Origin of the sequence: Luteibacter sp. 1214, assembly GCF_031455395.1 — a bacterium.
GTDB lineage: Bacteria > Pseudomonadota > Gammaproteobacteria > Xanthomonadales > Rhodanobacteraceae > Luteibacter > Luteibacter mycovicinus.
Map to the genome: position 1 here is coordinate 65,469 of NZ_JAVDSQ010000005.1, position 11,427 is coordinate 76,895.

The following is an 11,427-nucleotide window of genomic DNA, read 5'->3' on the forward strand; positions in this document are numbered from 1 at the left end:
GCTCAGAAGCTGTCCTTGGCACGTCTCAGAGCGGCGAACCGCTCTATCCGTGTGGCGTGGGCCCCACCTTGCGCTTCGGACCAGCGGGCGACGGCCTCGCTGTCCACGCGCAGGAAGGGATTGGTGGCGTACTCGTCGGCGAGGCGGCTCGGCACACTTGGCCGGCCCTCCTCGCGCAGGCGCGCTACCTCGTCACGACGGAGGCGCAAGGGTGTGTTGTCCGGTTCCACCGTGAGGGCGAAACGAATATTGGACGCGGTGTACTCATGCGCGCAGCAGACCAGGGTCTCCGGCGGCAGATCGGCGAACTTGTCCAGCGACGCGAGCATCTGTTCCGGCGTGCCTTCGAACAGTCGGCCGCAGCCGACGCTGAAGAGGGTGTCGCCACAGAACAGAAAGCCCTCACCGAAATACGCCACGTGCGAGCTGGTGTGTCCCGGCACGGCGATGACCTTGAAGGTCGCCTTCGGCGCATCCAGAGTGATGGTGTCGCCGTCTTCCACGAAGTGGTTCTTCGGCTGGATGCGAGGATCCGCCGTGGCGTACACGTCCACGTCGTGATTGCGCACGAGGTCCGATACGCCGCCGATGTGATCGTTATGGTGGTGGGTCAGCAGGATGGCCGTCAGCGTCCAGCCTCGCTCTTTCAGCGCGGCTTCGACGGGGGCGGCTTCACCGGGATCCACGACGAAGGCGTTGCCCTCGTCATCGGCGACCAGCCAGATGTAGTTGTCGCTCAGAGCCGCGACGGGAACCCAATGCATCGGGCGAACTCCCAGAAAATGGCCGCCCGGGCGATGGACTGTCGGGCGGGGAGGCCGGAATATATCAGCCGGGTATATCCCGCTCGTTAGCCATTTGTTAACCGGTGCGAGCCTCGAACAACCCCACTACACTCGATACCCATGGCTCCATTCGCCCCCGACATCTACGCGACGCCGCAGGTCCGCAAGCTGCTGGCCGACGAAGCGCGCGTGCTGGCGCCCCTGCTGGCGCGCTGCACGGGCGACCACGGGCTGCACCTGACGACCTCGGCGAAGGCCGAGCCGCCCGCGATCCCCCTGCTGGGCCACTGGGCGACCGTGCGGGTCGCCGGGGCGGAACTGGGTGGGGACATCCGCGCGAGCGGCCTGGAGGCCCTCCCGTTCGCCGACGAGGCATTCGGGGTGGTGCTGCTGCGCCATGCCCTCGAGACCACCGCCCGGCAGGACAACCTGCTCGACGAAGCGATCCGCGTCCTCGCCCCGGGCGGCATGCTGGCGATCACCGGCATCCATCCGCTGGGACTGTGGTCGCCATGGGTGGCCCGGCAGAGCCGCGGCCCGAGGCCGCGCCTCACCTGGCCGTGGTGGTGGAGCCAGCGTCTGGTACGCGACGAGTTCGAGCTGTCGATGCCACGCCGCCTCGGCAGCGCCTGGCCGCGTGCTGGCGGCGCCCCCGCGCACGGCTCGTTCGTCGGTGGCGGATATTTTCTGGTGGCGCGCAAAAAGCGGCCGTCGGCTGTACCCTTGCGCCCCCGCATGGCGGCGGTGCCCGCACCGATGCCTGGCACGCTCGCCTCCGGCGCGCGTCGCAACGCCCGTGAATCCATAAGCTGAGTTCCATGACCGATACCGTGACCGACATCGACAGAGTTGAAGCCTTCACCGATGGCGCCTGCCTGGGTAATCCCGGCCCGGGTGGCTGGGCCGCGCTGCTGCGCGCCAAGGGCATCGAGAAGATGCTTTCCGGCGGCGAGCGCGACACCACCAACAACCGCATGGAAATGATGGGCGCGATCGCCGCTTTCGAAGCGCTGACCCGTCGCTGCAACGTGCACCTGATGACGGACTCCAAGTACGTCATGCAGGGCGTACAGGAGTGGGTGCCGAAGTGGCGCCGCAACGGCTGGAAAACCGCCGACAAGAAGCCGGTGAAAAACCAGGATCTCTGGATTCGTCTGGACGCCGCCGCCGCCGCGCACAACGTCACCTGGGAATGGGTGAAGGGGCATAACGGCCATGTGGAAAACGAGCGCGTCGACGTCGCCGCCCGCGATCAGGCCATTCTCTACAAGGAAGGGAAGGTCGCATGAGGCAGGTCGTTCTCGATACGGAAACCACCGGCCTCGAAGCCCACCTCGGTCACCGCCTGGTGGAAATCGGTGCGGTCGAGATGATCGGCCGCCGCCCGACCGGTCGCAACTTCCATACGTATCTCAACCCTGAGCGGAAGATCGACGAAGAGGCGAGCAAGGTCACGGGCATCAAGGACGAAGACCTCGTCGACCAGCCGCTCTTCCGCGACAAGGTGGATGAGTTTCTGGAATTCATCCGCGGCGCGGAACTGATCATCCACAACGCGGTGTTCGACGTCGGATTCATCGACGCGGAGCTGAAGCGCCTCGGGCCGAATTACGGCAGCACCACTGACTACGCCAGCGTGCTCGATACGCTGACCATGGCACGCACCATGTATCCGGGGCAGCGCAACAGCCTCGATGCGCTGTGTAAGCGCCTCGGCGTCGACAATTCGCGGCGCGATGTCCACGGCGGCCTGCTCGATGCCCAGCTGCTCGCCGACGTCTACGTCGCGATGACCTCCGGCCAGGTCGTGCTCGATCTCGCCTTCGATGCCTCCGCCGATCACGGCCGCACCAACGTCCTCGGCGACATCGTGATCACCCGCCGCCCGGTCGTCCGCCGCGCCACCGCCGAAGAACTCGAGCTGCACACCAGCCGCCTCGACGCGCTCGACAAAGCCGCCGGCGGCCAAAGCGTCTGGCGCAAACTCGAGTCCGAAACGATCCACTAAACCAGTCAAGCCACGTCAGGCGCGCTGGGTAGGAGCGCGCCCCGCGCGCGACAAGCCCGCCCCCTCAGCGCCCAAGGTGCGAGCTCTACCCAGCAGCCCGCAACAAAATAGCCGTCACATTGTCCCGCCCCGTCCCACCCAGCGCCTCGAGAATCAGGTGATCCACAGCCTCCTGAGCCGCGATATCCGTCCGCCCGACGATCTCTCCGATCCGCGCGTCGACGACTTCGTCAGTCAGGCCGTCGGTACACAGCAGCAACCGCGCCCCCGACGAAAGCTCGCCGCGAGCCAGTCCGATATGCAACTGCTCCGGCGCCGTAATTCCCAGCGCCTGCGTCAGCACGCTGCGCTGCGGATGTGTCCGCGCCTGCGCCTCGGTCAGCTCGCCCGCCTCGACCAGCGCTTCGACGATGGAATGGTCATGCGAGAGGCGCTCCAGCGAGCCGTGCTGCCAGCGATAGATCCGGCTGTCGCCGACCCAGGCGGCCTCATAGGACCGCCCGACGATCCTGATCGCGGCGATGGTCGTCCCCATCGGCCGCGACTCCGACAGCCCGCTGGAGCGAGCGATCAGCGCCTCATTCACCCGCTGGATCGCGTCGACCAGCGACTGACCGGCCGTCACCTGAGCGACCACGCCATCACGCGCCGTGGCCGACGCCACCTCGCCATGCTGATGACCGCCCATGCCATCCACGACCAGGAACAACCCCAGGCCGGCATCGGCGTAATAGGTGTCCTCGTTGCGCGTGCGGCGCAGTCCCGTATGGGTGCCGTGTCCAAACTCGATCATGTGGGCCTTGGGAAAGCGGAGGAGGGGGCCTTGGGGGCCCGGGTTTCTCAGGCAGGATGCCGCATGAAAAGGCTGTTGTCACGGCGGGGAAGAGCCACTATCATTGCGGGCCCGGCAGAGCGAAAGCCCTGCCGTCGACCGTTCACGGAGAGGTGGCAGAGTGGTCGAATGTACCTGACTCGAAATCAGGCGTACGTGTAAGCGTACCGAGGGTTCGAATCCCTCCCTCTCCGCCAAGCACAGTAAAACCGTTAGCGCCCAGTGATCCGAAAGATCACTGGGCGTTTTTCGTTCACGTCCGCCCTTGACCCATACCGTGCCTCAGCAAGTCAGCGTGCTGAGCGGCCAGCGCGTTGAGATCGGGGGCTAAGGGACTGTCCGGAAACGTATCCCTGAACAGGACGCCGAGCAGCATCGGGCCCATGATGGAAAAGAGCATCAGCGCAGGATCTCCTTCCCGGATGCTTCCGGTCGACTGGCCCCGCTGGATGTTTGCCGTCAAAAACGCTGCGACCTTGCCAATGACCTCGTCATGCCAAACCGCCGCAAGGTCGGGAAACGTCCGGCCCTCGACCAGAACCATGCGCACGATACCGGGAACGCGCGGATCGCTCATCCTGTCGGCGACCTGCGAGAGGATCATTGGCAGGACGGTGGTGACGTCGTTGTCCGCGCTACTTGACGCGTTTTCGATGGTGCTGAGGTGCTCCGTCACGAGATGCCGGGCGACCGCCCGGAAGACATCCGCTTTCGTTTCGAAATATCGGTAAATCGTCCCTTTCACCACACCGGCTCGTCTGGCTATGTCGGCCAGCTTTGCATTGGCGTAACCCTTGGCCACGAACTCATCAATAGCGGCTTCGATGATTTCCTGTGGGCGGGCGTCTTTGCGCCGGCTCCATTTAGGTTCCTGTTCTGTCACAAATCCTGCCTGTCGGTTACTCCTGGACGATAAGAACGCGAAGCGAAGTAGGAGTCCAGCGTTTCGACCGAGCCTGTGGGGTCGGCGAAGGCGACCCAGGTGTCGGGACGGAGCAGATAGAGCGCGTCCTGCCGGAGACCCGCTTTTTCATACGCGGATGTCCAGGTGAATTCCCGTAGCACGACCCCGCGCTCGCCACACCATGCTTTGAGGTCTTCCTTCGCGGTGCCGTACACGTGCACCTGCCATCCAATCCTGGCCAAGGATTCGAAATTATCGCGTCCATCGATGCTGACCCAGGGGAGGCGCTCGCCGGCGTCGACGTCTCCTGCCGTCCCCTCGCTTAGTGTGCTGTCTTTGTAGGTCAGGGCCGTCTGCGACACCATCTTGAACAGGAGTTCGCGTGCAGGGCCGACCTTGTACACAGCACTGGCAATTAACGGCACGCCGTAGCTGCGCATGATGTCGGCAAGCCCACCATCCGCCGTGATCAGGCTGAAGACTCGGTCGGTGGTCTTGACCAGCTCGCGTGCAAAGGCCTGCCGCTCGTCGGCATACGTGTCGAGCAGCGCGTCCGGCGCCCGGCCGTGGATGACCTCGGCGAGTTTCCAGGCGAGGTTGATGGCATCGAGAATTCCGGTATTCATGCCCTGTCCACCCGCCGGGCTATGGACGTGACCCGCGTCGCCCATCAGAAACACGCGGCCTTCGCGGAAACGGTCGGCAACACGGTGATGTACGCGGTAATGAGAAAACCAGTTGACCTTCTCGACCTTGATACCGACGCTCGCGATGGCCTCTTGCCCGACATCTTCGAAGGTCAGGCTTTCCGGGTGCCGTGCGCGCTCGTCCTGAACGGTTCCAATGAGCCGCGCCTTCCCGTCATCGCTGTAGGAGAGCACCGCAACGAAGTCCGATCCGTTGAGCGCGATATGCGCCTCGCCCATGTGTTCGAGGCCTGACAGCTCGACGTCGGCAACATAAAAGACCTGCCGGTACGTGCCCCCCTCGAAACCTATGCCGAGCTGTTTGCGGACGGTGGAGCTTGCCCCGTCGCAGGCTGACAGATACATGGCCGATGCCGTTTTCTCCGTACCGTCTGCGCTACGAAGACGCGCTTCGACGTGGTCTCCCTTGTCCTGAAAGTCGACCAGCTCAGTCTCCCGTTCGACGTTCACGCCGAGGGAGGCGAGCTTGGCCACCAGCGTCTTTTCGTGGAGGTCCTGGGGATAGACGAGGATGTAGGGGTAGGGGGACAGACCGCTGTCGATGTCTTGCAATGCAACCCGGGCGCGACGCTTTCCGCGCGCCCAGATATTCATGGCCCGGTTCTGGAAACCCGCGGCAACCACTTCGTCGCTGAGATCCAGCTGCCGGTAGAGCTCCAGTGTCCGGGCCTGCACGGCCATGGCCCGGGACGTGGTCCCTGGCCCGCTTGTTCGGTCGATAATTCGGACCTTCACACCCTGGGCCGTCAGCCAGAGTGCATGCGCCAGGCCAGTGGGGCCTGCACCAACGATAAGAACGTCCGACATGGCACACCTCGACCGAGTTAATGACTTTCAGGTCATTTTGGCAGGAATGGAGGTGGCGTCAAGCCCAGAGCCGGGCAGACCGCCGAGCTTCGCTGCCGGGCGGGTGGCGAAGATTCTCAGCGACAGGCGAAACGAAGGATAGGAGGTCACCCGCGTCCACGGTGATATTTACCGACGATCCCTGGCCGAGCGCGACAACGTCGATGCCCGATGTTTCGAGCGGGGCGAGTACCCGCTCCATGGCTTTTCGCACGCCGACATCTCTCAACAGATCCACGGTCGCGCCCTCGGTGTCGTAGAAATCGTTCCCGACATAGATGCGAGCCCGCGGGCGCTCCCGGCCCGCAGGATCGGTCAGTTCAACTCGAGTGATTGGCCTGGCTCGCAGCCATTTCAGCAATGGAATGAGCCCCGTCTTTCCGAGCACGCCCAGTGCGCCAAGAATCGCCGAAGCATTCGCGATGGCGGTTGCCTCGGAGCCCGCGAAGATGTCGCGAACCGACTGCAGCCACTTGACGCCTGTTACGAAGTCGACGTTGAAGCTGCCCGTCTTGAACGAACCTTTGACGTTGACGGTCACCTTGGCCTTGTCGCCATAGAGAACCTTGGCCGAGGCATCCAGCAGGTCCGCCATGGCAAGAAGTGCCGGCGCGAGTTCGCGCGGATCCATCTCATGGTTTTCGAGAGCCGGGCCATCGTAAGTAACGCGAAACTCGGTCGTGTCGCTCATCGTACCTCCGTGTATTCCACCATCTGAAATGCCGGGGGATTGTATCTCCGCATCCGCTGGCGAGGGCGCCGGTACCGTCCTGGACGAAGCGAAAGGGGTGGAAACCTACCGAGAGTCGTGGGTGGCACCACGCCCCTTCACACAATCGCCGTCCCAACAGAGCAGTATCACGTCTGAAGGGAGGGTCGCACATGCGAGGTATGGTTGCCTGGTACCACCACGAGCTTCGTGTCGCACTCATCGAGCGAATCGCGGGGTTTACCGTAGGTACGCTGGAAGAAGGCCTTATTTCGCCGGGCGACGTCCTGTCAGGCGACCTGCGCACGTTTGGCTGCAGCCGTCTCAACAACGAAACAACCGGAAAATCCCTGCTTTTCGACGTCGAGGCCGAAGCGCTGACGGAAGAGGAAGCGACCGATCTCCTTGCCTTCATCCGCTGAACTTTCGCGCCAGATCCACAAACGCTCGACGTTTCGTCTGCCACGTTTGGCCACCTTCAACGAGGCGCAGGCTATGAGCGACGACACCAGCAAGCGCGGCCCCGGCGATGCGCAGCGCATTAATGTCCATGAGGATTACGAGGTCGAATACTGGACCCGGATTCTCGGCGTGTCGGAAGACAAGCTTCGGGAGACAGTGAAGCGCGTCGGCATCATGACGGACGATGTCCGGAAGGCATTGGGCAAGGCATGACGGAAGAAGTGCTGATCTACATCTCGCCGCCGTCGACGGCGCGAGGCCCATGGCGTGTCCGCTCGGATCATCGTCCGGTCGACGAGGTCCGCTCCGAACGTGAAGCGATCGAGCTTGCCGGCACTTACGCGCGGATGGTCGAGCGCGCCGGTGGCACGGTAGTGGTCAAGGTCGAGCGCCAGGATGGCTGCTGGGAAACGTACAAGGCCTAGCCCTACAGCCAACCGCAAGTTGTTTTTTAGCGTTTACCCGGTTTGCCAGCGCGTTGCACTCGCACTGGAAGCGATCAGCGCAAAGGCCGGACACTCTCCTGTGTCCGGCACGTTTGCTGTGATGGCGCTTACGGCTCGACCAGCGCCGTCGACCCATATGCCTCGCCGATAGCACGCTGAAACGCATCGATCTGACTGGACGACTCCGGCGAGAGGCGCGTCTTGTCGTTGATCGCCATCGCGCCTCTGGAGAACGCCATGCTCAGCGTGAAATTTTCTTTCTGCAGGGCTTCCTGGTCTGACGCATCTTTGGCCTTCAGATACTTCGCGTAGTTTTCGCGCAGCGGTTCCGCCAGCTTCTCCAGAGCCGGATCGTCGATCGGCGGCAGAGTCGGGGAGAGGACGGTCAGCTTGTGAACGACAGGCGACGGGTTCTTCGGACGATTCGCTTCGAAGTAGCCTTTCGCGTCCGCATTCTTTTCGAAGAATGCGATGAAGTCCTTCGCACGAAAGACCTTGTTATGCACCGTGTTATTCAGACCGTTGTCGTGCTCGGTCACACTGTCGGGAAGCTCTTCGTCCACGCCATACGTCCAGTCCTTGTCGATGAAAAGAGCGTTCGACTGCTTCATGGTGCCTTCGAACGTCACGCCGTCGAGTACGATGGTGTCGAGCTTGCCCTGGTAGCCAGGCGACTTGGTATTCACCTTCTCGAAGCTCTGGCGATAAATCACATAGTCACTCAGCGTCGGGTTGATGATGCCGCCCCGACCGCGATAGTACGAGATGAACCGGATGTCGCCGACGACGTCCCCTTTCATGGTGTGTTCTCCCGCGCTGAGCGACACGCTCTCGGCGTCATTCGCGGGGACCTCGTATGCCTTACCGTCGATGGTCAGCGATAGCGGCTTATCCGTCGGGTTGTCGATGGAGTAGCTGGCGCTGCGGTCGCCGCAACCGGCGAGAAGGGCAACGAGGAGCAACGGGATAAGTCTTTTTTTCACGGAGTTCACTATGGGGACGATCTTTCGATGGGCCGGCGAGGCTAACAAACGTCGCAGGATTTCGCGAGGTCGTCGATACGGTCGATCAGGCGAGGTGGCTCAGTCAGCGGCACTAGATCGACGAGACGGATTCCGCTCACGCCTCTAGCGGATCGTCCTCATGCAGTTCGTCCATCCAGCCTTTTCGTCGGTGCAGCACCCACTCGACATGCTGGGAGAACAGCACATCGATGGTGCCGCCCTGGTGCATCGAGGCGAGACGGTGCTCGGTGACGTTGCCGAGGTGCTCGGCCTGTTCGGCATAGCCAACGATACCCTCGCGTTCGAGCTGGGCGAGGACGGCAGTCAGATTGGTGTGGCGGGCGTGCTGGACGGGCATGGTTGGTCGGCTCAGCGTGTTTGTTAGTGGATCGGCGTGGGTCGGCCAGGCTTTAGGGTGCAATTGTGAAAGAGGTGGCGCCGACGTTCCGCTACCCTGCGCACGGATTGCGGTATCGATCCCCTCACATCGCACCCATCCGCGCCCGGAACCCGCCCATGACATTGCAAGAAGACAAGGATTACGACAGCCAGTCCGTCTATTCCCCGTTGACCCTGGCCATTTACGACACGCTCGTCCTGCGTATCTCCAACCCCGCCGTGTGGCGCTGTCCGACCTCACGGATCCTCGGGATCTACGACAGTTACGTAAGTTCTAACCATCTGGATGTAGGTGTCGGCACGGGGTGGTACCTGGATCATTGCCGCTTCCCGGCCGCGCCGCGGCTGGCGCTGATGGACCTCAACCGCAATGCCCTGCGCTCGGCGGCGAAGCGGGTGGAGCGCTACGCGCCCGAGAGCCACGTGGCCGACGTGTTGCAGCCGGTGCGACCGGTAGGCGAGCCGTTCGCGTCCATCGGCCTGACCTATCTGCTGCACTGCCTGCCGGGCAACATGCCCGGGAAGGCCCGTGTTTTCGACCACATGCTGCCGTTGCTCGCTCCGGGTGGCGTGATCTTCGGTGCGACCATCCTGGCGGAAGGTGTGGTGCGTAGCGGTGCGGCCGTGCGGCTGATGGCGTTCTATAACCGCAAGGGTATCTTCGGTAACGCGACGGACAGCCTGGATGATCTGCGGGCCGAACTCACGGAGCGTTTCGACAAGGTCGACATCACCGTCGTCGGCTGCGTGGCGCTGTTCGTAGCCTCGGCGCCGCGATCTTTCCGGCCCGTCCTGCAACAGGTGCCGGCTCAGAAGACGACCTGAGCCCGCACCGCCACCGAATTACCGGCGTCAGGCCCGGTAAAACTGCCCACCTGGTTATCCGTATTCCAGTGGACATAGTTGAGCATCAGCCGCGACCAGTCGTTGAGGTACCAGTTCACGCCGAGCGTATAGCTCTTGCCGATACCGCCGCGCGGTGCGTCCGCGTAGTCGTAATGGTCGACACGCCCGGCGAGCTCGAAGGCACCCCAGCCGCCCGACGTCACCGGGTTGTTCACCTTCACCGCTTTCCAGCTGCCCGAACGGCTGGAGAACCCTGGCGCTTCGCCGGTAATCATCCAGCCGGCGGCGAAACTGGACCCGTGCCGCGTGACCGAGTCGGCGGTGCTCGAATCGATGGTTCGCTTGCCGTACTCGGTCATCAGCCAGAAGTTGCGCAGTACCCCGCCCAGTTCATAGCCCTTGCCACGATCCTGCGTGGGATTGGCGATGGAGCTGGCCGATACCGCGAGGTTGTCATTGTAGTCGAGCGCGATGGCCGGCGTGTTGTTGATGCTGGTGACGCCGTCGCTGATCTTCTCGTAGTAGTACCAGCCACCCACATGCAGGAAGCCGTTTTCGGTCTTCCACGGATTCCAGTGCGCGCGGGTGAGGTACGTGGTCGAGTCGGTGCGCGTGCCCGACGTGGAACTGTTCGGGGCGTTGCCGTTGATCGACAGGCTGTAATGCCAGTTGTTGCCGTACATCCGCATCTGTGCGCCCATGCCGAAGTAGCTGACGACGGGCTGGCCCACCGCGGTCGCGGCGTTGCGCAGCATGAAGGGCACGCGCGCCGATTCGGACGAGCCTTCGGTGCCGAGATCCTTGAGGAAGTTGCCGAGATAGAACTTCGTCGTGTTGCCGAACAGCTTCGCGGTGTACGTGAGGTAGGTCTGGCGCAGGGCGACGACGTTATCGGCGAAGTCCGCTTCGACGTGGTAACCGAGTGCGCCGACGGTGCCTTCGCCGCCGAGGCGCGCGCTGGTGATCTGCGCCCCGTTGATGTTGCGTGTGTCGTAATTCGATCCGCTGGTACGGGTGAAGTCGATCAGGAGGCGACCGTCGGGCTTGAAGGTGAAGAAGCCATCGTCGCTGCGGAACAGCGGGCCGGCTTCGCCGCCGAGGCCCCAGCGCGTGCTGCCACCGGAGGATTTCGTTGCGCCACCGCGCGCCATGGCGACGGCGATCTCGCTCTCGCGCGTATCGGCGATGGCCGCGTCGACCTGCGCCTGACGGCGGTCGTTCTCGCTGGCAGGTGGCTGTGTGTTGGTGGGCGTGACGGGAGTACCGACACCGGCGGAGGCCACGGCGGGAGCATGCGTCTGGCCTTCCACCACGGCAAGGCGCTGCTTCAACGCATCGATCTGCGCGGCCTGCTGCCTGATCAGTTTCAACAATTCGGCGTTGGTCACCTTGTCGGCGGCCATCGACGGCGCGGGCATGCCGCTGGCAAAGAGTACGGCGGCGATCGCCGGATAGAGGCGGGACTGGCTTGTCTTCATG

15 protein-coding genes and 1 tRNA gene are annotated in these 11,427 nt (G+C 63.3%); 8 read left to right on the top strand and 8 right to left on the bottom strand.

What is annotated here, in order from left to right; genetic code table 11:
- Positions 1-2: 2 nt before the first annotated feature.
- Positions 3-764 carry a hydroxyacylglutathione hydrolase gene (gloB, locus tag J2X57_RS12905; RefSeq protein ID WP_036112065.1) on the bottom strand — a complete coding sequence of 254 codons (762 nt, stop codon included), beginning with the start codon at positions 762-764 and terminating at the stop codon, positions 3-5.
- 141 nt (positions 765-905) lie between these two features.
- Here gloB and J2X57_RS12910 point away from each other — a divergent pair, with 141 nt between their 5' ends.
- From J2X57_RS12910 to dnaQ, 3 genes are read left to right on the top strand one after another with little or no spacing between them, the layout of a single operon-like run.
- Positions 906-1,598 carry a methyltransferase domain-containing protein gene (locus tag J2X57_RS12910; protein WP_036112069.1) on the top strand — a complete coding sequence of 231 codons (693 nt, stop codon included), beginning with the start codon at positions 906-908 and terminating at the stop codon, positions 1,596-1,598.
- Between the two features lie 26 nt (positions 1,599-1,624).
- Positions 1,625-2,074 carry a ribonuclease HI gene (rnhA, locus tag J2X57_RS12915; RefSeq protein ID WP_090352504.1) on the top strand — a complete coding sequence of 150 codons (450 nt, stop codon included), beginning with the start codon at positions 1,625-1,627 and terminating at the stop codon, positions 2,072-2,074.
- A complete protein-coding gene (gene dnaQ / locus J2X57_RS12920) occupies positions 2,071-2,793 on the top strand; it encodes a DNA polymerase III subunit epsilon (protein ID WP_036112072.1) in 723 nt (240 codons plus the stop codon). Before rnhA ends, dnaQ begins: the two co-directional genes overlap by 4 nt.
- Positions 2,794-2,878: 85 nt before the next feature.
- Here the strand turns inward: dnaQ and J2X57_RS12925 are convergent, their stop codons facing one another.
- The gene (locus J2X57_RS12925) at positions 2,879-3,586 is read right to left on the bottom strand and encodes a protein phosphatase 2C domain-containing protein (RefSeq protein ID WP_079521024.1); all 708 of its coding nucleotides are present in this window, start codon (positions 3,584-3,586) and stop codon (positions 2,879-2,881) included.
- A gap of 146 nt (positions 3,587-3,732) precedes the next feature.
- Between J2X57_RS12925 and J2X57_RS12930 the strand changes: the two genes are divergently transcribed.
- A tRNA-Ser gene (locus tag J2X57_RS12930) sits at positions 3,733-3,822 on the top strand.
- Positions 3,823-3,878: 56 nt separating this feature from the next.
- Here the strand turns inward: J2X57_RS12930 and J2X57_RS12935 are convergent.
- From J2X57_RS12935 to J2X57_RS12945, 3 genes are read right to left on the bottom strand one after another with little or no spacing between them, the layout of a single operon-like run.
- The gene (locus J2X57_RS12935) at positions 3,879-4,508 is read right to left on the bottom strand and encodes a TetR/AcrR family transcriptional regulator (RefSeq protein ID WP_309867661.1); all 630 of its coding nucleotides are present in this window, start codon (positions 4,506-4,508) and stop codon (positions 3,879-3,881) included.
- The gene (locus tag J2X57_RS12940) at positions 4,505-6,043 is read right to left on the bottom strand and encodes an FAD-dependent oxidoreductase (protein ID WP_309867664.1); all 1,539 of its coding nucleotides are present in this window, start codon (positions 6,041-6,043) and stop codon (positions 4,505-4,507) included. Before J2X57_RS12940 ends, J2X57_RS12935 begins: the two co-directional genes overlap by 4 nt.
- Positions 6,044-6,101: 58 nt before the next feature.
- Positions 6,102-6,773, bottom strand: a complete 672-nt coding sequence (locus J2X57_RS12945; RefSeq protein WP_309867667.1) for a hypothetical protein — start codon at positions 6,771-6,773, stop codon at positions 6,102-6,104.
- A 191-nt stretch (positions 6,774-6,964) separates the two neighbouring features.
- Between J2X57_RS12945 and J2X57_RS12950 the strand changes: the two genes are divergently transcribed.
- The 3 genes from J2X57_RS12950 to J2X57_RS12960 all read left to right on the top strand — a co-directional run bounded on the left by J2X57_RS12950 (position 6,965) and on the right by J2X57_RS12960 (position 7,678).
- Positions 6,965-7,213 carry a hypothetical protein gene (locus J2X57_RS12950; RefSeq protein ID WP_139382678.1) on the top strand — a complete coding sequence of 83 codons (249 nt, stop codon included), beginning with the start codon at positions 6,965-6,967 and terminating at the stop codon, positions 7,211-7,213.
- A gap of 73 nt (positions 7,214-7,286) precedes the next feature.
- The gene (locus tag J2X57_RS12955; protein WP_036112099.1) at positions 7,287-7,466 is read left to right on the top strand and encodes a DUF3606 domain-containing protein; all 180 of its coding nucleotides are present in this window, start codon (positions 7,287-7,289) and stop codon (positions 7,464-7,466) included.
- Entirely contained in the window at positions 7,463-7,678 is a 216-nt protein-coding gene (locus J2X57_RS12960; protein ID WP_309867675.1) for a hypothetical protein, read from the top strand. The genes J2X57_RS12955 and J2X57_RS12960 overlap by 4 nt, the downstream gene beginning before the upstream one ends.
- A 128-nt stretch (positions 7,679-7,806) precedes the next feature.
- Here the strand turns inward: J2X57_RS12960 and J2X57_RS12965 are convergent, their stop codons facing one another.
- Together J2X57_RS12965 and J2X57_RS12970 are read right to left on the bottom strand one after the other, a co-directional pair.
- Complete coding sequence (locus J2X57_RS12965; protein ID WP_156108702.1) at positions 7,807-8,682, bottom strand: hypothetical protein; 876 nt, start codon at positions 8,680-8,682, stop codon at positions 7,807-7,809.
- Between the two features lie 136 nt (positions 8,683-8,818).
- Positions 8,819-9,061 (bottom strand): hypothetical protein, encoded by a 243-nt coding sequence (locus J2X57_RS12970; protein WP_036112106.1) that lies wholly within the window; start codon positions 9,059-9,061, stop codon positions 8,819-8,821.
- A gap of 158 nt (positions 9,062-9,219) precedes the next feature.
- Here J2X57_RS12970 and J2X57_RS12975 point away from each other — a divergent pair, with 158 nt between their 5' ends.
- A complete protein-coding gene (locus J2X57_RS12975) occupies positions 9,220-9,927 on the top strand; it encodes a class I SAM-dependent methyltransferase (protein ID WP_309867682.1) in 708 nt (235 codons plus the stop codon).
- Here J2X57_RS12975 and J2X57_RS12980 read toward each other — a convergent pair.
- A complete protein-coding gene (locus tag J2X57_RS12980) occupies positions 9,912-11,426 on the bottom strand; it encodes a porin (protein ID WP_309867685.1) in 1,515 nt (504 codons plus the stop codon). The genes J2X57_RS12975 and J2X57_RS12980 overlap by 16 nt on opposite strands.
- Between the last annotated feature and the right edge of the window lies 1 nt (position 11,427).